The following is a 19,868-nucleotide window of genomic DNA, read 5'->3' as shown; positions in this document are numbered from 1 at the left end:
GGAGAACACCCACATGCTGCGCGATCCCGCCACGCATTCCGAATTCATCGCCCGCCATATCGGGCCGTCCGACGCCGACCAGCAGAGCATGCTGGCGGCCATCGACGTGCCTAGTCTGGACGCTCTGATCCGCGAAGTCGTCCCTGAAAACATCCTGTCCGAGGCGCCCTATTTGGATCTGCCCGGGCCGCTGGGCGAAGTCGAGGCACTGGCCGACCTGAAGGCCGTCGCATCGCGCAATCAGGTCATGCGCAGCTACATTGGCCAGGGCTATTACGGCACCTACGTGCCACACGTCATTCTGCGCAACATCCTGGAAAATCCGGCCTGGTATACGGCTTATACCCCATACCAGCCGGAAATCTCCCAGGGGCGCCTGGAAGCCCTGCTGATTTTCCAGACCATGATCGCTGATCTGACAGGCCTGGATATTGCCAACTCGTCCCTGCTGGACGAAGCCACCGCCGCCGCCGAGGCCATGACTCTGGCGCGCCGCGTCTCGCGGGCCAAGTCCGATCAGTTCTTCGTGTCCACGCACGTCCATCCCCAGACCCTCGAGGTCCTGCGCACGCGGGCTGCCGGGATGGAGATCCGGATCGTCTTGGGCGACGAGGCCAAGGGCTTGCCGGAATGCTTCGGCGTGCTGCTGCAATATCCGCACAGCCTGGGCGGCGTGGCGGACTACCGCGCGCTGGCCGCGCAGGCGCACGATGCCGGCGCCGTGGTGGCGGTGACCACCGATCTGCTGGCGCTGGCCCTGCTGGCGCCGCCGGGCGAATGGGGCGCCGACATCGCCGTGGGTTCTGCCCAGCGGTTTGGCGTGCCCATGGGATATGGCGGCCCGCACGCCGGCTTCATGGCTTGCAAGGACACCTATAAACGCAATCTGCCCGGCCGCCTGGTCGGCGTGTCGCAGGACGCGCGCGGCGAGCCCGCCCTGCGTCTGGCGCTGCAGACCCGCGAACAGCATATCCGCCGCGAAAAGGCCACATCCAACATCTGCACCGCCCAGGTGCTGTTGGCGGTCATGGCCGCCATGTACGCGGTCTGGCATGGTCCCCAGGGTATCCGGTACATCGCGCAGCGCGTGACCACACACACCACGCAGCTGGCTGCCGCCCTGCGTGCGATGGGCATCAAAGTCTGCAATGACACCTGGTTCGATACCCTGTGCCTCGATACCGGTGTGAAAACCCAGGCGGTTCTGGACGCCGCCGTTGCGGGGGGCATGAATCTGCGTCATGTGGACGATACGCACGTGGCGCTGTCCCTGGACGAAACGGTTGGTCAGAGCGACATCGAAACCCTGCTGGGGGTCCTGGCCACAGCCACCGGCGCCGCGCGTGTGGCGCCCGACTTCACGGCAACCGGCGACGTCATCCCGGCCGCCCTGCGTCGTCAGGGGCCCATCCTGGCGCACCCGGCCTTCTCGAAGGTCAAGTCCGAAACCGACATGCTGCGCTATCTGCGAGCCTTGGCGGACAAGGACCTTGCCCTGGATCGCACCATGATCCCGCTGGGCTCCTGCACCATGAAGCTCAATGCGACAGCCGAGATGATTCCCATCACCTGGCCCGAATTCGCGCACATGCATCCCTTCGCGCCGGCCGGCCAGGCTCAGGGCTACCAGGAAATGATCGAACGGCTTTCGGCCGCGCTGTGCGAGATCACCGGTTACGACCGCGTCAGCCTGCAGCCCAATGCCGGCGCTCAGGGCGAATATGCGGGCCTGCTGGCCATCCGCGGTTACCATCATGCCAACGGCGAGCACCAGCGCAACGTCTGCCTGATCCCGGCCTCGGCCCACGGCACCAATCCAGCCTCGGCCCACCTGGCTGGCATGGACGTCGTGGTCGTGGCCTCGGACGTCAACGGCAATATCGATATGGCGGATCTGCAGGCGAAGATCACCCAGGTGGGCGACCACCTGGCGGCCCTGATGATCACGTATCCGTCCACGCATGGCGTGTTCGAGACCACGGTGACCGAGATCTGCGACCTGATTCACCAGGCGGGCGGCCAGGTCTACCTGGACGGCGCCAACATGAACGCCATGGTGGGCGTGGCGCGCCCGGGCCGCTTCGGTTCGGACGTCTCGCACCTGAACTTGCACAAGACCTTCTGCATCCCGCACGGCGGCGGTGGCCCGGGTGTCGGCCCGGTTGCGGTGCGCGAGCACCTGGCGCCGTACCTGCCCGGTGTGGTGGGCGAGGACGGCCGCCTGCCGGCTGGCCAGTCCGGTCCGGTGTCCGCCGCGCCCTTCGGTTCGGCCAGCATCCTGCCGATTTCCACGATGTACATCATGATGATGGGGGCGGCCGGCCTGCGTCGCGCCAGCCAGGTGGCCATCCTGAACGCCAATTATCTGGCGACTCGCCTGGCGCCGCATTACCCGATCCTGTACGCCGCAGGCCCCAAAGGCCGCGTGGCGCACGAATGCATCCTGGACATCCGTCCGATCAAGGACGCCAGCGGCATCGGTGCCGAGGACATCGCCAAGCGCCTGATGGACTATGGCTTCCATGCCCCCACCATGAGCTTCCCGGTGGCCGGCACTCTGATGGTCGAGCCCACCGAATCGGAAGGCGTCGAGGAACTGGATCGCTTCATCGAGGCGATGATCGCCATCCGCCAAGAAATCGCCGCTGTCGAACGTGGCGAACAGCCGGTGGATGACAACGTGCTGGTCAATGCCCCGCACCCCGCCGCTGTGTTGCTGGTGCAGGACTGGGCGCATCCGTATACGCGCGAGCAGGCAGCCTATCCGCTGCCTGGCATGGCAGCTCGTAAATACTGGCCGCCGGTCTCGCGGGTGGACAACGCCTGGGGGGATCGCAACCTCAACTGCGCCTGCCCGCCGGTCGAGGCTTACGCACCGGCGGAACAGGCTGTGGTGTGACAAACCGTTGTGTAACAGGCCTAGAATAGGCTCTGTCCGTGGCCCCTCCCATCGGGTGGGGCCTTTTCATATCCGGCTTCCGATGAAGCCGCCCAGGAGTCGATCCATGCCTTACGTAAACATCAAGATCACCCGCGAGGGCGCGACCGCCAAACAGAAGGCGCGCCTGATCGAGGGCGCCACGCAATTGCTGGTCGATGTGCTGGGGAAGAACCCCAAGACGACGTTCGTGGTGATCGAAGAAGTCGAGACCGACAACTGGGGCATCGCGGGGGAACCCGTGACAGCGATCCGGGCACGCGCAAAGCAGACAGGGACGGCTTGAGTCCGGCCTCCTCAGTCGATCTCGCTCAGCACGTCAGCCACCGTCCCGAACAGTTCCGCGATCTGAGATTCCTCGATGATGAGCGGGGGCGAGAACGCCAGCGTATCGCCCGTATAGCGCACCAGGATGCCGCGATCGAAGCAGCGGGCGAAGACCTCTGCGGCGCGGGCGCCGGGAGCGCCCTCGCGAGGGGCTAGTTCCACCCCCGCCACCAGCCCCAGGTTGCGCACGTCGATCACGTGGCGGCGGCCCCGCAGGCTGTGGGCGGCATCTTCGAACAAGCCCGATAATGAATCGGCGCGTTGGAACAGGCCCTCGTGCTCGTAGATGTCCAGGGCGGCCAGCATGGCAGCGGTGGCCATGGGGTGGGCCGAGTACGTGTAACCGTGGAAGAATTCGATGCCGCCGGTGCTGGCCTCGAGGATCGTGTCGTGGATGCCGCGCTGCACGGCCACGGCGCCGGCCGGGATCGCCGCATTGCTGATGCCCTTGGCCATGGTGATCAGATCGGGCGTGACGCCGAGGCGCCCGCTGGCGGTGGCTGCTCCCAGGCGGCCGAAGGCGGTGATGACCTCGTCGAAGATCAGCAGGATGCCGTGGCGGGCGGTGATTTCGCGCAGGCGTTCCAGGTAGCCGACAGGGGGAATCAGCACGCCGGTGGAACCCGCCATGGGTTCGACGATGACGGCGGCGATGGTCGAAGCATCGTGAAGGGTGATGATGCGTTCCAGTTCGTCGGCCAGGTGGGCGCCCCAGGCCGGCTGCCCGCGCGACCAGGCATTATGTTCGGGGGCGTGGGTATGGGGCAGATGGTCCACACCCGGCAGCAGGACGCCGGAAAACGTCTTGCGGTTGGGTGAAATGCCGCCCACCGAGATGCCGCCGAATCCGACTCCGTGATAGCCGCGCTCGCGGCCGATCAGACGCGTGCGCTGCCCCTCGCCCCGGGCGCGGTGGTAGGCCAGCGCGATCTTCAGGGCCGTGTCGACCGATTCGGACCCCGAATTGGTGAAGAAGATCCGGTCCAGGCCGTCAGGCATCAGGGCAGCGACCCTGGAGGCGGCCCGGAAGGAATCCTCGTGGCCGATCTGGAAGCTGGGGGCGTAGTCCAGCTTGCCCGCCTGGCGGGTGATGGCCTCGATGATCTCGGGTCGCGCATGGCCGGCGTTCACGCACCACAATCCCGCGGTCCCGTCCAGCACCCGGTGGCCGTCGGCCGCGGTGTAGTACATGCCCTGGGCCCCGACCAGCAGCCGCGGATGGGCCTTGAACTGGCGGTTGGCCGTGAAGGGCATCCACAGGTTGGACAGGTCGAGTGTGGGCGATGATCCGTGCATGGCAGCCTCGAAAAGGGAGTGGACTCAAGTCCATTCTCGGTCCGGGTTGCCTCGTCAGCAAGTGCGTTTACCCGAACGTGGGTTGTCAACGCCGGGGATGCCCGGCCTGGCGTTTTAGCGGATGCGCCGGTAGGTGACGAAATCGTAGTTCAGGCCATGGTCCGCCGGCTGTGGCAGACGCTCGATTTCCTGCCATTGTCCCGCCGGCGGTTCGGGAAACCAGGTGTCGCCCTCGATTGTCGCGTGGATCTCGGTGGCGATCAGTTCGTCAGCCAGCGGCAAGGCCTGACGGAAAATCTGTTCGCCGCCGATGATGCACAGATGCTCGGCCCCGGCGCAGGCCGCCATGGCGGCTTCCAGAGACTCGAAGCGTTCGGCGCCCGGCGCCGAGAATCCGGCATCCCGGCTCAGCACCAGATTGCGCCGGCCCGGCAGCGGCCGGCCCAGGGACAGCCAGGTCTTGCGGCCCATCAGGATGGGGTGGCCCAGCGTGCTGCGTTTGAAGTGCGCAAGGTCGCCGGGCAGATGCCAGGGCATGCCGCCATCGCGGCCGATGACGCGGTTGTCCGTATAGGCCACGACGAGGCGCAGGTGGGGAAGGGATGGCATGGGGCTCCTTGGATGCGATGGTGTCTGTGGCGCTTCTTGCGGATCCTGGTCTGGCAAGGGCCGGATGGTCTGCCCGGTGCAGGCCGCCAGCAGCGTGGCCAGTTCCCCGTGCGGCAGTACCAGATCGGGCGCCAGATCCATCAGCGGGCGCAGGACGAAGGCCCGCTCGTGCATGCGGGGGTGGGGAACGATCAGGCCAGGCGCGTCGAGCGACTGGCCGCCATACCAGAGCAGGTCCAGATCCAGCGTGCGAGGCGCGTTGCGATAGGGGCGTTCGCGTCCATGGGCCTGCTCGATGGCCTGCAAAACCGCCAGTAGAGCGGGGGCGTCCAGGCGGGTGTGGATTTCAGCCACGGCATTGACGTAATCGGGGCCTGTGCAGCCGACGGGCGATGTGTCGTAGAGCGGCGACAGGCGCAGATCCTCGATGCCGGCGGTGCCGGCCAGGGCCTGGGCGGCAGCCCGCAGCGTCTGGGCCGCCGCGCCCAGATTCGCGCCCAGCCCGATGTAGGCCAGCGTCGCGGGCGATGCGGTTGCGGGCGAATGCGCGGCTGAATGGCGGGGTGACAAGGCCATGAGCAAGACTTTAACGCGGTCCTGAGGCCGCTGGGCGCGGCGGGTCAGGACAGCCGCGCCGGCTTCTTCGTGTGGGTCGTTGCGCCTGCGGATTCATCGGCGCCTGCGCCGCTGCGCGCGGACGAATCCGATTCCGTCCCGCCGCCCGGCTTGTGTCGCCGCCGGCGTTTGCGGCTGGCGCCGGCACTCGTGCGACGGGCGCCGGCATGACCGGCCTGCCAGGTGTCGATCATCTGGCTGCGGCGTTCGTCGCCACTGTCGGCCAGGTCCATCCACCATTGGGCCAGCACGCTGTCGATCTCGCGGGCCTCGGCGCGCAATTGCAGGAAATCGACGGAGGCGCGGAAACGGGGCTGTTCCATCATGCGCCAGATGGATCGCACGGTGGCGCGTTCGAAGCGGGCCTGCATGAGCCAGATCTCGCGCATGTCGGCCTGGTGACGGCGCTGGATGGCAAGCTTGTCCATCTGTTCGTCGATGACCGAATCGGCGGCGCGGGTCAGTGCCTCGTTGCGCGGCACGTCCTGGGCGAGCAGGGCGCTCCAGCGCTTTTGCACCAGGCGCCACAGCAGCGCCGCGAACAGGAAGCTGGGGCTGACGGGTTTGCCCGAGCGGACCCGCGCATCGGTGCGTGATAGGGCGATTTCGACGAACGCCTCGCCCCCGTCTTCCTCGAAGATGCGGTCGATGAGCGGAATCAGGCTCTTGATCAGGCCCAGGCGGCGCAGTTCGCGCACGCAGTCCATGGCGTGGCCGCAGGTCAGCAGCTTGAGTGTTTCGTCGAACAGCCGGGAAGCCGGGACGTGTTCGACGAGCGAGGCCAGTTGCAGGATCGGAGCTTCGGTGGCGGGGTCGATGCGCGCGCCCAGTTTGGCCTGGAAACGCAGCGCGCGCAGCATGCGCACCGGATCTTCGCGGTAGCGGGTTTCGGGGTCGCCGATCATGCGGATCACGCGGTTCTTCAGGTCCGCCACCCCCTGATGGAAGTCGATGACTTCTTCTTTCAGGGGATCGTAGTACAAGGCGTTGATCGTGAAATCGCGGCGCGCGGCGTCTTCCTCGTGGGTGCCGAATTCGTTGTCGCGCAGGATGCGGCCGTGTTCGTCGGTTTCCTGATTGTCCGAGGCAGGCGCGCGGAATGTCGAGGTCTCGATGATTTCCTGCCCGAACACCACATGGACCAGCTGGAAGCGTCGGCCGATGATCCGGGCGCGGCGAAACAGTGGCCGGATCTGGTTGGGCGTGGCGTTGGTGGCGACGTCGAAGTCCTTGGGCTGCAGCCCGACAATCAGGTCGCGCACCGCGCCGCCCACGATGTAGGCATCGAAACCTTGCTGGTTGAGGACCTCGCAGACCTTGATCGCGTGGCGCGACACGAGCCGCCGGTCGATGCCGTGCTTGTCGCTGGACAAGCGCGCCGGGCCGCTGGGCGGCGTGGTAAACAGGCGGGAGACGAAATGTTTGATGGTCTGCTTGAGCATGGCGCGTATTTTAAGACTTTGTATCCCGCATGTCCTCGAACAGTTCCAGCACGCGCCAGCCGCGGCTCTGGGCCAGTTCGCGCAGGGCGGGGCTGGGGTTGGTGGCGACGGGATGGGTGACGACCTCCAGCAGCGGCAGGTCGTTGACCGAGTCGCTGTAGAACCAGGACTCGGCGAAATCCTCCAGCAGAAGACCCTCGGTCTGCAACCACTGACGGACCCGCAGCACCTTGCCGGCCTTGAAACTGGGGGTGCCGTCGATGCGGCCCGTGTAGCGGCCGTCGGGATCGCGTTGCGGGATGGTCGCGATCAGGTGCTCGATGCCCAGCGCGTGGGCAATGGGCCGCGTGACGAACGCATTGGTGGCAGTGACGATAGCGCACAGCCCGCCGCGCGCCTGATGGTCGCTGACCAGGGCCTGGGCCGCCGGCAGCAGGCCGGGTTCGATGACCTCGCGCATGTAGGCCCGATGCCATTGCATCAGTTCGTCGGGTTCGCCCAGGCGAAGCAGCCCCAGCATGAAATCGGCGGCTTCCTCGGCGGACAAGGTGCCCTCGTTGTAACGGCGCATCAGTTCGTCGTTGCGCCGGCGGGCGACATCGGGATCGCCGGCGCGGCCCGTGCGGGCCAGGAATTCCGCCCATTGGTAGTCGCTGTCGAAGGGCAGTAGCGTGTGGTCCAGGTCGAACAGGGCCAGGTGGGAAAAGGATGGCATGGGAATTCCGCGGGAGTGGTCAGGGACTGGTGCGCCCGGCATCGGCATGGTGGGATGCCGGGTCCGGGTGCTGGCGGGTCAGCAGCGCCTTCAGCAAGGGCAGGGTGACGGGACGATGCTGTGCCAGGGAATACTGGTCCAATGTATCGATCAGGGTCGTCAGGCGTCCCATGTCCCGGTCATAGTGGGTCAGGATCCAGTGCAGGACGTCGTCGGGCAATTTCAGGCCGCGCTGCAGGGCCCGGTCATGCAGCGCCTGCGCCCGGTCGTCGTCGGACAGCTGTTCGATGCGATAGACCAGATCCCAGCCCAGGCGGGTGCGCAGGTCCTCGCGTAGCGGCATGGTCAACGGTGCCCGGTCGCCCGCCGTCAGCAGGGCGAATGCATCCGGTGTACTGGCCGCCGCGCGCCAGCGGTTGAACAGGGCGAACAGCGCCGCCTGGGCCGCGTCGCTGAGTTCGCCCACATCGTCCACCGCCACCAGCGTCAGCACGCGATCCTCGTCGGTGGCCAGGGACTGCAGCCAGTGGGCCGGCGTGCGCGCATCCAGGTAGTGCCCGTCAGGGTCCTGGGCGCGGGCGCGCAGCAGGTGGCTGCGTCCGGACCCCTGGCCGCCCCACAGATACAGGGCGTGACCCGGTGTCAACGTGCGCACCGCATCGACGGCCGCGTGGTTGACGCCCGCAACGAAGGTCTCCAGGGTGGGTAGCGCCCCAGGCAGGATATCCAGCAACAGTTGCTGCGTCATGGTCGCATCCCGTTGGGTGAAATCAGGATCCGGACGGTCAGGATAACCGGACGGAAAACGGGTCGTGGCATCAGGCGGATGAGGGAATCGTCGTCCATCCGGAGTTCATCGTAAAATCGAGAGCATATTGTCCAAACCTGCAATTCTTGCACATTCGGCGGCTTTTCTCATGACACAAGGCACCACCCCCTCCATGACCTATCGCGATGCGGGCGTCGATATCGACGCCGGAGACGCGTTGGTCGATCGTATCAAACCGCTGGCGGCCCGTACCATGCGGCCCGGCGTCATGGCCGGGATCGGCGGGTTCGGCGCTCTGTTTCAGGTTCCGCCGCACCTGCGCGAACCAGTGCTGGTTTCCGGCACCGACGGCGTCGGAACCAAATTGCGTCTGGCCTTCGAATGGCAGCGGCACGACACCGTGGGGATCGACCTGGTCGCCATGAGCGTCAACGACATCCTCGTCCAGGGGGCCGAACCCCTGTATTTTCTGGATTATTTCGCCTGCGGCAAACTCTCCGTGGATACCGCGGCCCGTGTGGTGGGCGGCATCGCGCGCGGGTGCGAACTGGCCGGCTGCGCCCTGATCGGGGGCGAAACCGCCGAAATGCCCGGCATGTATCCCGATGGCGAATACGACCTGGCCGGTTTCGCGGTGGGCGCAGTGGAAAAATCCGCGATCATCGACGGGGCCGACATCCGGGTGGGGGATACCGTGCTCGGGCTGGCTTCCAGCGGCGCGCACTCCAACGGCTATTCCCTGGTGCGAAAAATCCTGCAGCATGCCGGCGCGCGCCCGGATCAGGACCTCGGCGGCCGTCCGCTGGGCGACGTGGTCATGGAACCCACCCGCATCTATGTGAAATCCGTGCTGGCCGCACTGGCCGCGCATGGGCGCGCCATCAAGGGTCTGGCGCACATCACCGGCGGTGGTCTGCTGGAAAATGTGCCGCGCATCCTGAAATCCGGCCTGTGCGCGCATCTGCATCGCGATGCCTGGCAGTGGCCGCTGCTCTTCCAATGGCTGCAGACGCAGGGTGGCGTGTCCGACCACGAAATGGCGCGCGTCTTCAACTGCGGCATCGGTATGGTGCTGGTGGTCGATCCCGCCCAGGCGGATGCCGTGGCGGCCACGTTGCGGGCCCAAGGCGAAACCGTTCACACGCTGGGCCGGATCCAGGATCAAACCGCTGGCGGGCCGCAGACGATCGTCGATTGATCGATACGGGATACCGGCGGTTGGCGCTTCGCCGTATTGCTGTCCCCAGGTCTGGAGTTCCTCAGCGATCCAGGTGCCTGGCGCACAGGTCCGTCACTTTGGCGGTGGCATCACCCGACAGGCAATCGACCGCATGACGCTGCGGCAGCGACCGCAGCCAGGTGATCTGGCGCTTGGCCAGCTGGCGGGTGGCGGCGATGGCCTGTTCGATGGCTTGATCCAACGATATCCGGCCATCCAGATGGTCCCACAGCTGGCGGTAGCCCACGCAGCGGATCGACGGCAGGCCCGGGTGCAGGTCGGCGCGGGCATGCAGGGTGCGGACCTCGTCCAGCAGACCGGCTTCGATCATCGTCCGGTAGCGCTGGGCGATGCGCGCGTGCAGCACCGCGCGATCGGACGGCTCCAGACTGATGGTCAAGAATTCCCAGCCTGGCAGCACGGGTTGGGGCGGCTGCGCCAGCCAGTCGCTCATGGCGCGCCCGCTGCCGCGCCAGATTTCCAGCGCGCGCTGCAGCCGCTGGCTGTCGTTGGGCGCCAGCCGGGCGGCCGTGACCGGGTCGACACGGGCCAGTTCGGCATGCAGTGCCGGCCAGCCGCGTTCCCGGGCTTCGTGATCCAGGGCCTGGCGGATCGCGGGGTCCGCTGACGGCAGTTCGTTCAGTCCTTCGCGCAGCGCCTTGTAATACAGCATCGTGCCGCCGCACAGGATCGGGATCCGCCCGCGCTGGCGGATATCCTGCGCCAGCCCGGCCGCGTCGCGCGCGAATTCCGCCGCCGAATACGATTGCGCCGGATCGCGGATGTCCAGCAGGTGATGCGGGACCTGCGCCTGTTCCGCCGCGCTGGGCTTGGCGGTCCCGATGTCCATGCCCCGGTAGATGGTGGCCGAATCCATGACGATGATCTCGATGGGCCAGCGCCGGGCCAGTGCCATCGAGGAGGCGGATTTCCCCGATGCCGTCGGGCCGGCCAGACAGATCAGGAGCGGCATCTACTGCCCCCGCATGAACAGCTTGTCCAGATCGCCCAGGCTCCACTGGAACCAGGTGGGGCGCCCGTGATTGCACTGATCGGCGCGCTCGGTGCGTTCCATCTGGCGCAGCAGCGCGTTCATTTCGTCCAGCGTCAGCCGGCGGTTGGCACGCACGGCGCCGTGGCAGGCCATGGTGGACAGCAGCTCGTTGCGCTGTTCGGTCAGCCGGGCGGAATGCCCGAAGCGATCGACGTCGGCCAGGACGCCGCGCGCCAGGGATTCGACGTCGCCCTGGGCCAGCAGGGCAGGCACCGCGCGGACGGCCAGCGATGCCGGGCCCGTCGCGCGGATGCGCAGCCCCAGGCCGTCGAGCATGTCCTGGTTTTCCTGGGCGATGGCCACCTGGGTTTCCGAAGCCGTGAAGACGACGGGCACCAGCAATTCCTGGGCGGGCAGGGGGGCTTCGTCCAGTGCCTGCTTCAACGTTTCGTAGACGACCCGTTCGTGGGCCGCGTGCATGTCCACCAGCACCAGGCCCTGGGCATTCTGCGCCAGGATATAGATGCCGTGCAGTTGGCCCAGGGCAAGACCCAGGGGCAGGTCGGTCGCTGCTGGGCGTTCGCCCGGTGCGAGTCCTGGCAAGGGCTGGTAGAGCTTGCGCCAGTCCGTTGTGCCGGCCGCATCCCGCAACGGGAATCGTTGCTGGACGGGTATCTGTCCCGGGTAGCCCGCCGGGGCGGGGCGCGCGGGTGGCGGGCTGTGCGCTCCGCCATTGGCTGACCCGGGTGACGCCGCCCCGGTATCGCTGGGTGTCCCGGGGCGATTGCCCGAGTCGGTTGGTGGCTCGGCGAGGCCGTCCGCCGACCCGCCGCGCAGGGCCAGCGCCTGTGCCAGCGATTGCGACACGTAGCGATGGACCGCGCCGCTGTCCCGGAACCGGACCTCGTGCTTGGCGGGATGCACGTTCACGTCCACCCCGATGGGGTCCAGACTGAGGAACAGGACGAAGGCGGGCTGACGGTCGCCATGCAGCACGTCGGCATAGGCCTGGCGCACCGCGTGAGAGACGGTGCGGTCGCGTACGTAGCGGCCGTTCACATACAGATACTGCCGGTCGGCGCGGTTGCGGGCAAAGGTGGGCCGCGTGATGCAGCCTTCCAGGGTGATCAGTCCCTGGTCGGTGGACACCGGCAGACTCTGAGCCTGGAATTCCGCCCCCAGCACGTCGCGGATGCGGCCCTGGATGTCGGTGACCGGCCAGTTGCGCTGTGGCTTGTCGTTGTGAAAGACACGCAGCGCCACGTCGGGATGCGCCAGGGCGATGCGTTCGATGGCATCCAGGCAGTGGCCGTATTCTGTGGCTTCCGATCGCAGGAACTTCCGCCGGGCCGGGATATGATCGAACAGTTGCCGGACGTCCACCCGCGTGCCTGCCGGCCCGGCGGCCGGCGCCGGCTCGTTCATGCCGGGGCTGATCTGCCAGGCCTGGGTGTCGTCGGCCGTGCGCGAAGTCAGTGTCAACTGGGCCACCGAGGCGATCGATGCCAGCGCCTCGCCACGAAACCCCATGGTCGCCACGGATTCCAGCTCGCTCAGGGATGCGATCTTGCTGGTTGCGTGGCGCTGCAGCGCCAGGGTCAGTTGCCCGGTCGCGATGCCGTGGCCGTCATCGGCCACCAGGATGCGGCGGATGCCGCCCCCGTCCAGCCGGACCTCGATCGCCCGCGCACCAGCATCCAGCGCATTTTCCAGCAGCTCTTTCAGGACGGAGGCTGGGCGTTCGATCACCTCGCCAGCGGCGATCTGGCTGATCAGGGTGTCGGGCAGGGCGGTGATGGGGCGTGTCATCGGAGCGGTCATGCGGTGGTGGAAGTGTCAGGCACGGGCCGAGGTGCCATGCTGCGGTGAATTCATGCGGCGGCAAACGGCGGCCAGCATCGTCGGGAAAACGCAATCGGCGGGCAGCGGCCGTTTCGTTCAGGCCTCGAGAAAACGATTATAGTGAGGGCCCGCCATACCGGTGCGGGCGACGGGGCCGCGGATGCGTGCGATAGGCGTGCAGGCGTTCATCCAGCGGCACCAGTCGGCTGCGGCGGTCGGGGTTTTATATCTTGGATTTGGGGTAATCAGGCGATCATGGCCGAGTTTTTGCATCTTGTTCTGCATATCGATCAGTCGCTGGGCGTGTGGGTCGCCCAGTACGGGGCCTGGATCTATCTGATCCTGGCGCTCATCATCTTTGGCGAAACCGGCCTGGTCGTGCTGCCCTTTCTGCCGGGGGATTCGCTGTTGTTCATCGCGGGCGCCTTCGGCGCGAGCGGCAAGCTCGATCCGGTGCTGATGGGCGGAATCCTGATCGTGGCTGCAATCCTGGGTAATACGGTCAATTATTCGGTCGGCCGCCTGATCGGCCCGAAGGTCTTTTCGCGCGACTACCGTTTTCTGGACAAGAAAGCCCTGCTCAAGACCCATGTTTTCTATGAAAAGCATGGGGGCAAGACCATCATCCTGTCGCGTTTCGTGCCCCTGTTCCGGACTTTCGCGCCCTTCGTGGCGGGGGTGGCCGGCATGCGCCTGGCCATGTTCCAGCTCTACAACGCGATCGGCGCCATCGCCTGGATCGCCGGCCTGATCACGTTGGGCTATTTCTTTGGCAACGTGCCTATCATCAAAGAGCACCTGAACACCATCGTGCTGATCGGCGTGGCTGCCGCCGCCGTGCCGGCTGCGGCAGGGGTGTTGTGGAAACTGCTGCGGCGCAAGAGGACGGGAACCGCCTGATCAGGCCCGTCTTGCCAGCGCCGGATTGGCCGCGAAATAGTCCTTCACGCCGCTCATGACCGCCGAGGCGATTCGCTGCTGATGCGCGGGTGTGCGCAGCAGCGATTCTTCTTCGGGGTTGCTGATGAAAGCGGTCTCGATCAGGATCGACGGAATGTCCGGCGCCTTCAGCACGGCAAAACCGGCGCGCTCAATCCGGTTCCTGTGCAGCCGGTTGATCTTCCCGATTTCCTCCAGGATCTGCGTGCCGACTCTGATCGAGTCGTTGATCTGCGCGCCGGTGGACAGGTCTAGCAGCACCTGGGCCACCTGGCGGTTGTGCGACCCCAGGTCGATGCCGCCGATCTGGTCGGCGTCGTTTTCCTTCTTGGCCAGCCACCGCGCCGCCGTGCTGGTGGCGCCGTGCTCGGACAGCGCCCAGACGGAAGACCCGCGTGCGGAGGGTTTGATCCAGGCGTCGGCGTGGAGGGAAATGAACAGATCCGCCTGCACGCGGCGCGCCTTCTGTACACGCACGTTCAACGGTACAAAAAAGTCACGGTCGCGTGTCAGATAGGCGCGCATGTTGGGCTGCGCATCAATCAGCTTTTTCAGCCGCATCGCGATCTGCAGCACGATGTCTTTTTCGTGGGTGCCACGCTGACCGGTGGCGCCGGGGTCCTCGCCGCCGTGCCCGGGATCCAGCGCGATCAGGATCGGGCGGTCGCGCCGGCTGCCGGGGCTGGGGTTGGCGAATGCGGGCGGCCTGGAGGGTTCCGGCGGTGGCAATTTTTGTCCGCGCACCGAGGGGATCGGTGCCTCGGACGGGCTGTTCTGCGCCAGGTTTTCCAGGATCCCGGCCAGCGGGTCGTTCTGCGAATCCTTCAGCAGCGCCATCAGCGGATCCTGGGCGACCTTCGGATACAAATCCAGCACCAGGCGGTATTTGTAGTCGCCGACTGGCTTCAACGTGAAGACCTGGGGGGCGACGTCTTGCTTCAGGTCGAAGACCAGGCGCACCACGTTCGGCCGATTCTGCCCCACGCGCACCGAACTGATGTAGGGGTCGTTGGGCTTGATCCGGGAGACCAGGTCATTGATGGCGGAACTGAGGTGTACGCCGTCGATGTCGACAACCAGGCGGTGGGGATTGTCGAGCGTGAAATGCTCGGCTTTCAGCTCGGTGTCCATTTCCAGCGTGACGCGGGTGTATTCGTCGGCCGGCCAGGTCCGCACGGCCACGATCGTGGCCGCATGCGCGAGACGCGGAATCAGGGGCAGCACCAGCAGCGTGCAGCCGCCAGCGATCAATTTGCGCCGCAGGGGAACTTGGGGAGCGTTCATCGGCGCGACGGGGTCAAATGCGTCAGCCATAAGTGTCCTTTTTCGCTACAAGCGCTGAGCCATGCGCGTCGTCCGGTGCCTGCATACTCTAGAAAAATATCCAGATCTGGAGGCGGCAACCGGGTGCCTGCCTGTTCGGGCCATTCGATCAGGACGACAGCATGTTCATCGAGCAGTTCGCCAAAGCCTGCGTCCCGCCATTCGTGCGCACTGCTAAATCTATAGAAATCAAAGTGATAGAAGTATAAGTTAGAAACATTATAGCTTTCAAGAAGCGCGTAGCTAGGACTTTTTATCCGACCGGTCACGCCACCGGCCCGCAACAGGGCGCGCGCCAGGCTGGTTTTGCCCGCTCCCAATTCGCCGCGTAGGTGGATGCTCCCCCCAGGAGAAAGGGCCTCTGGCCCATGGCCACAAACCAGCGCGGCCAGGCGTTGCGCCAGGGCCACGGTGGCCTCTTCATCGGGCAGAAGCCATTCCAGGGGGGAGGATGGTGTCGTCATAATTCGGGTTCCCAGACTGCCGAGCATTGTACGGGGTGGCCGATCACCCGGTGATCCCCAGCCAGAACGGCAGTGTTACTGCAGACAGCAGCGTTCCGATCGACATCGTGACCGCCACCAGGCGCCCGTCGCCGCCCATCCGGGCCGCCAGCACATGGGCCGCCGACGACGTGGGCACCGCGGAAAACAGCAGCAGCACGATACGTTCCTGAACCGGCAGATCCAGCATCCAGGTCAGCGCCAGCGTCCACAGCGGCAGCAGGATCAGTTTCGCGCCGATCATCCAGGCCATCAGCGGCGCATGCGTCCGTCCGCCGGCCAGCGACAGGGTCGCGCCGACGCACAGCAGGCCCAGGGCGATCGCGCAGGCGCCCAGACGCCCCAAGGTGACCTCGACCGGATGCGGGATGGGAATCTGCAGAAAATTGCAGGTCAGCGCGGCCAGCGTCGCCAGGATGAAGGGATTGCGGGCCATTTCCCGCAGCGCCCGCCCGCCGTGCCGGCTGGCCAGGGCATGCACCGCGCCCATGTTGCTGATGGGCACCGCAAACCCCAGGATCACCGCCATCGTCGCCTGGGCGCCGGCCCAGCCCAGGCTGGCCGCCAACGACAGCGCCAGATAGCTGTTGAAACGAAAGGCGCATTGCGCGGTCGAGGCGTGCGCGCCAGGATCGGCGCGAACCGCCAGGCGCCCCAACCAGGCCAGGGCGATACCCCCCAGCATGATCCCGACCGTGGCCGCCAGCAGCACCGTGGTGCTGCCCAGCGCCAGCGGCGCCCGCGTGATCGAGTGGAACAGCAGGGCCGGGAACAGCACGAAATACACGAGCTTTTCCGCCTGGACGAAAAACACCCGATCGAACCCGAACCGGTGCAGCAGCAGCCACCCCAGGGCGATCAGCAGGAAGTCAGGCAGGATCAGCAGAATGACGGACATGGAGGTGCGCGGTGGTTCCGGTTGCCTGGCATTGTAGGGTCGAGATACATTGGTGTTGTAGCTCTGCAACGGCTTTTCGGGAAACTGGCGGTTTTCATGTGTCCGGCATGGCATTCATTCCGGATTTTTGATGCAATAGCCCTAACTTCCCTTCGCGGAGTTAGAAGGAGCAGCAGCACAGGATGTTGTTTGCCTGCTCTGATTCACACCAATCTACGGAGATTTCTTACATGAAAAAGACTCTGCTCGCTGCTGCTCTGCTGGCCGGTTTCGCCACCGCCGGCGTTGCTCAAGCAGAAACGTCCGTGACGCTGTACGGTATCCTGGATACCGGCTACGGCTTTCAGAATTTCAAGTACAACCACAACGGTGCGGACCTCCGTGCCCGTTCCTCGGGTCTGCGTGATGGTACCCTGAACGGTAACCGCTGGGGCCTGAAGGGTTCCGAAGACCTGGGTGACGGACTGCGCGCCATTTTCCAACTGGAGCAGGGGTTCAATATCGGTACTGGTGCCGCTAGCAATTCCAGCAACCAGTTCAATCGCCAGTCGTTCGTGGGTCTGTCCAGCGACAACTGGGGTACCTTCACGATGGGCCGCCAGTACTCCGCTGGTATCGACACCATGGCTGCCGAAGAAGGCAACAACCTGGGTGACTTCGACAAGGTCTTCGGTGCCGCTGGCTTGTCTTCCGGCACCCGTGTGAACAACTCGTTCAAGTACACGACCCCGTCCTTCAGCGGCTTCAAGGCCGTCCTGCTGTACGGCACGGGCTCCACCGCCAACTCGAACAGCACGACCGTCATCAGCGGCTCGACCGCTCCCCAGCAATCGGCTGGCCGTGGCAGCCGCGGATCCGTCGGTCTGGGCTACACCAACGGCCCCCTGGCCCTGGGTGCTGCTTATGACCGTCAGAGCGTCTATGGACAGGACGCCAACGCCCGCAATGTCAACGCGATGACTGCGTGGCAGATCAACGGTGCCTATGACTTCGAAGTGGTCAAGTTCTCGGCCATGTTCGGTCAGGACCGCAACGGCAAGATCGGTTGGAACGGCGATGCCAACTCCTATGACGGTCTGGCTGGTCTGACGGGCTACGGTCTGGGCAATGGCTATCAAGACTTCAAGTCCAACAACTGGGCTTTGGGTCTGAGCGCCCCGGTGGGTCCGGGCCGTCTGTTCGCCTTCTACAGCGGTTCGCACTCGAACCTGAAGGACGACGACAAGTGGGGTAGCAACGCTGGCAACATCAACGCCTACCAGCTGAAGTACGAATACCCGCTGTCCAAGCGCACCAAGCTGTACACGTACGCTTCCTACATGCAGAACGTGGGTTACGTGAAGGATCTGAAGGGTACGGAAGCCGGTATCGGCCTGAACCACAAGTTCTAATCGCGACGCGTGGCTTGTCCACGCCGCGATACGGCCCGGTTCGCCGGGCCGTCACGAACAGCGAGGGTCTCGACCTTCAAAGCAAGAAAGCCACTCTTCGGAGTGGCTTTCTTGCTTTCCGCGCCAGACTGGCTGTGGTCCGGCATTTTTTTTCACAGTTCAGACCACTACACTTCGAACTGGAACCTAAGACAGCATCACTGAACATGCGCCTGCCTGCCACCCTGCTCGATGCGGTGAAGGCGCGAGCCAAAGCCAGGGGCATTCCCTACGCCCGTTACGTCCGTATGCTGCAGGAATCGGACGTGATGCGTCATGAGCCCCAGTAGGCTGGAACGAGCTTCCGGGCGAGTGCGGAGGACCCTGCTGGACCCATGGCAGCCCAGAGTTGCGTCTGTTTGACGCCACCAGTTCAGGCGCCTGAAAGCCGATCTGTGCTTAGCTGAATTGATCCCCATCAAATGTGTTTCAACCCCGGGTTTTCCCGGCGAAGCTGCTTGTCGAAATGCTACAATCCCGTAGTTTGATCTTCCGGAACCGAGGCCCATCATGAATCTGGAACAGTACTTTCCCGTGCTGCTTTTCATCATCGTTGCCACGCTGATCGGCGCCGCCCTGCTGGCTGCCGGGCGCCTGCTGGGGCGCAACGTGCCCGATCCGGAAAAGCTGTCGGTCTACGAATGCGGCTTCGAGGCATTCGGCGACTCGCGCATGAAATTCGACGTGCGCTATTACCTGGTGGCCATCCTGTTCATCATGTTCGATCTGGAAATCGCTTTCTTGTTCCCCTGGGCCATGGCCAACGGCGCCATCGGCATGGTGGGCTTCTGGGCGGTGGCCATTTTCCTGGGCATCCTGACGGTGGGTTTCATCTACGAGTGGCGCCGCGGCGCCCTGGACTGGGAATAATTGGGGGTGAGCAAAATGGCTGTTGAAGGCGTCATGGAAAAAGGCTTCATGACCACCAGTGCGGATAAATTCCTGAACTGGGCAAAGACCGGCTCGTTGTGGCCGATGACGTTCGGCCTGGCTTGCTGCGCGGTGGAAATGATGCATGCCGGCGCGGCGCGCTACGACCTGGACCAGTTCGGCATCATCTTCCGGCCCAGTCCGCGCCAGTCCGACCTGATGATCGTGGCCGGCACGCTGTGCAACAAGATGGCCCCGGCTCTGCGTAAGGTCTACGACCAGATGCCGGAACCCCGCTGGGTGGTGTCCATGGGGTCCTGTGCCAATGGCGGTGGTTACTACCACTATTCCTATTCGGTGGTGCGCGGCTGCGACCGCATCGTGCCGGTGGACGTCTACGTGCCCGGCTGCCCGCCCACGGCGGAAGCCCTGGTCTACGGTCTGCTGCAGATGCAGAACAAGATCCGCCTGACCAATACCATCGCCCGCTAGGGCGCCGCCTGACGATCCTGATGATCCGCATATGACACGGTTACAGACTCTAGAATCCAATCTGCGCGATGTCCTGGGTGGCTCGGTCGACCTGACCGAGTCCCTGGGCGAACTCACGCTGCAATTGCCCGCCGAATCCTGGGTGGACACCTGCCGGGTGCTGCGCGATCACGCCAGCCTGCGCTTCGAAACCTGTGTGGATCTCTGCGGGGTCGATTATTCGGCCTGGAAGGCGCCCACCTACGGTCCGGGCTATGCGCCCCATCCGCACCGTTTCGCGGTGGTGATCCATCTGTTGTCGGTCACGCATAACTGGCGTCTGCGGGTGCGCACCTACGCCACACACGCCGAATTCCCGGTGGTGGCGTCCCTGGTGGACATCTGGCCGGCGGTGAACTGGTACGAACGCGAAGCCTTCGACCTGTACGGCATCGTCTTCGAGGGTCATCCGGATTTGCGCCGCATCCTGACCGACTACGGCTTCATCGGCCATCCCTTCCGGAAGGACTTCCCCATTTCCGGCCACGTGGAAATGCGCTACGACGCCGAACAGAAGCGCGTCATTTATCAACCGGTCACGATCGAGCCGCGCGAAATCACCCCGCGCGTGGTGCGCGAGGATCACTACGGCATAGAGCGGTACTGAC

Annotated in this window: 19 protein-coding genes and 1 pseudogene; 9 read left to right on the top strand and 11 right to left on the bottom strand. The window is 65.2% G+C overall.

Features of this window, described 5'->3' with window-relative positions; all coding sequences use genetic code 11:
* Positions 1 to 13 precede the first annotated feature (13 nt).
* Positions 14 to 2,899 carry an aminomethyl-transferring glycine dehydrogenase gene (gene gcvP / locus ABCV34_RS08835; protein WP_345795859.1) on the top strand — a complete coding sequence of 962 codons (2,886 nt, stop codon included), beginning with the start codon at positions 14 to 16 and terminating at the stop codon, positions 2,897 to 2,899.
* 106 nt (positions 2,900 to 3,005) lie between these two features.
* A complete protein-coding gene (locus ABCV34_RS08830) occupies positions 3,006 to 3,224 on the top strand; it encodes a 4-oxalocrotonate tautomerase family protein (protein WP_345795858.1) in 219 nt (72 codons plus the stop codon).
* A gap of 11 nt (positions 3,225 to 3,235) precedes the next feature.
* Here ABCV34_RS08830 and ABCV34_RS08825 read toward each other — a convergent pair whose 3' ends face one another.
* From ABCV34_RS08825 to hda, 6 genes and pseudogenes are all read right to left on the bottom strand, one after another.
* Complete coding sequence (locus ABCV34_RS08825; protein WP_345795857.1) at positions 3,236 to 4,561, bottom strand: aspartate aminotransferase family protein; 1,326 nt, start codon at positions 4,559 to 4,561, stop codon at positions 3,236 to 3,238.
* A gap of 114 nt (positions 4,562 to 4,675) precedes the next feature.
* The gene (locus tag ABCV34_RS08820) at positions 4,676 to 5,170 is read right to left on the bottom strand and encodes a dihydrofolate reductase (RefSeq protein WP_345798744.1); all 495 of its coding nucleotides are present in this window, start codon (positions 5,168 to 5,170) and stop codon (positions 4,676 to 4,678) included.
* A gap of 81 nt (positions 5,171 to 5,251) precedes the next feature.
* A pseudogene (gene folK, locus ABCV34_RS08815) lies at positions 5,252 to 5,746 on the bottom strand (2-amino-4-hydroxy-6-hydroxymethyldihydropteridine diphosphokinase); the annotation flags it as partial.
* Between the two features lie 44 nt (positions 5,747 to 5,790).
* Positions 5,791 to 7,227: a polynucleotide adenylyltransferase PcnB gene (gene pcnB / locus ABCV34_RS08810; RefSeq protein WP_345795856.1), complete on the bottom strand. Its 1,437-nt coding sequence runs from the start codon at positions 7,225 to 7,227 to the stop codon at positions 5,791 to 5,793.
* Positions 7,228 to 7,237: 10 nt separating this feature from the next.
* Entirely contained in the window at positions 7,238 to 7,942 is a 705-nt protein-coding gene (locus ABCV34_RS08805) for an HAD family hydrolase (protein WP_345795855.1), read from the bottom strand.
* A 19-nt stretch (positions 7,943 to 7,961) separates the two neighbouring features.
* Complete coding sequence (hda, locus tag ABCV34_RS08800; protein WP_345795854.1) at positions 7,962 to 8,690, bottom strand: DnaA regulatory inactivator Hda; 729 nt, start codon at positions 8,688 to 8,690, stop codon at positions 7,962 to 7,964.
* Between the two features lie 169 nt (positions 8,691 to 8,859).
* Between hda and purM the strand changes: the two genes are divergently transcribed.
* A complete protein-coding gene (gene purM / locus ABCV34_RS08795; RefSeq protein ID WP_345795853.1) occupies positions 8,860 to 9,909 on the top strand; it encodes a phosphoribosylformylglycinamidine cyclo-ligase in 1,050 nt (349 codons plus the stop codon).
* Positions 9,910 to 9,970: 61 nt separating this feature from the next.
* Here the strand turns inward: purM and miaA are convergent, their stop codons facing one another.
* Both miaA and mutL read right to left on the bottom strand, forming a co-directional pair.
* Entirely contained in the window at positions 9,971 to 10,903 is a 933-nt protein-coding gene (gene miaA / locus ABCV34_RS08790; protein WP_345795852.1) for a tRNA (adenosine(37)-N6)-dimethylallyltransferase MiaA, read from the bottom strand.
* The gene (mutL, locus tag ABCV34_RS08785) at positions 10,904 to 12,733 is read right to left on the bottom strand and encodes a DNA mismatch repair endonuclease MutL (protein WP_345795851.1); all 1,830 of its coding nucleotides are present in this window, start codon (positions 12,731 to 12,733) and stop codon (positions 10,904 to 10,906) included.
* A gap of 288 nt (positions 12,734 to 13,021) precedes the next feature.
* Between mutL and ABCV34_RS08780 the strand changes: the two genes are divergently transcribed.
* Positions 13,022 to 13,666: a VTT domain-containing protein gene (locus ABCV34_RS08780; RefSeq protein WP_345795850.1), complete on the top strand. Its 645-nt coding sequence runs from the start codon at positions 13,022 to 13,024 to the stop codon at positions 13,664 to 13,666.
* Here the strand turns inward: ABCV34_RS08780 and ABCV34_RS08775 are convergent, their stop codons facing one another.
* The 3 genes from ABCV34_RS08775 to ABCV34_RS08765 are packed head-to-tail and all read right to left on the bottom strand — an operon-like array spanning position 13,667 to position 16,429.
* A complete protein-coding gene (locus tag ABCV34_RS08775) occupies positions 13,667 to 15,019 on the bottom strand; it encodes an N-acetylmuramoyl-L-alanine amidase (protein ID WP_345795849.1) in 1,353 nt (450 codons plus the stop codon).
* On the bottom strand, positions 14,986 to 15,492 hold the full coding sequence (gene tsaE, locus ABCV34_RS08770; RefSeq protein ID WP_345795848.1) for a tRNA (adenosine(37)-N6)-threonylcarbamoyltransferase complex ATPase subunit type 1 TsaE: 507 nt from the start codon (positions 15,490 to 15,492) through the stop codon (positions 14,986 to 14,988). The genes ABCV34_RS08775 and tsaE overlap by 34 nt, the downstream gene beginning before the upstream one ends.
* Before the next feature lie 43 nt (positions 15,493 to 15,535).
* Positions 15,536 to 16,429 (bottom strand): AEC family transporter, encoded by an 894-nt coding sequence (locus ABCV34_RS08765; RefSeq protein WP_345795847.1) that lies wholly within the window; start codon positions 16,427 to 16,429, stop codon positions 15,536 to 15,538.
* A gap of 230 nt (positions 16,430 to 16,659) precedes the next feature.
* Between ABCV34_RS08765 and ABCV34_RS08760 the strand changes: the two genes are divergently transcribed.
* From ABCV34_RS08760 to ABCV34_RS08740, 5 genes are all read left to right on the top strand, one after another.
* Positions 16,660 to 17,820: a porin gene (locus tag ABCV34_RS08760; protein WP_345795846.1), complete on the top strand. Its 1,161-nt coding sequence runs from the start codon at positions 16,660 to 16,662 to the stop codon at positions 17,818 to 17,820.
* A gap of 206 nt (positions 17,821 to 18,026) precedes the next feature.
* Entirely contained in the window at positions 18,027 to 18,149 is a 123-nt protein-coding gene (locus ABCV34_RS08755) for a CopG family antitoxin (RefSeq protein WP_345795845.1), read from the top strand.
* Between the two features lie 220 nt (positions 18,150 to 18,369).
* Complete coding sequence (gene ndhC, locus ABCV34_RS08750; RefSeq protein ID WP_345795844.1) at positions 18,370 to 18,729, top strand: NADH-quinone oxidoreductase subunit A; 360 nt, start codon at positions 18,370 to 18,372, stop codon at positions 18,727 to 18,729.
* 15 nt (positions 18,730 to 18,744) lie between these two features.
* Complete coding sequence (locus tag ABCV34_RS08745; RefSeq protein WP_066457841.1) at positions 18,745 to 19,221, top strand: NADH-quinone oxidoreductase subunit B; 477 nt, start codon at positions 18,745 to 18,747, stop codon at positions 19,219 to 19,221.
* A gap of 31 nt (positions 19,222 to 19,252) precedes the next feature.
* Positions 19,253 to 19,867 (top strand): NADH-quinone oxidoreductase subunit C, encoded by a 615-nt coding sequence (locus tag ABCV34_RS08740; protein ID WP_345795843.1) that lies wholly within the window; start codon positions 19,253 to 19,255, stop codon positions 19,865 to 19,867.
* The last annotated feature ends 1 nt before the right edge of the window (position 19,868 follow it).

Origin of the sequence: Castellaniella sp. MT123, assembly GCF_039614765.1 — a bacterium.
GTDB lineage: Bacteria > Pseudomonadota > Gammaproteobacteria > Burkholderiales > Burkholderiaceae_B > Castellaniella.
Note: the sequence above shows the minus strand (reverse complement) of the source record. Positions and strands in the feature narration are given on the sequence as shown.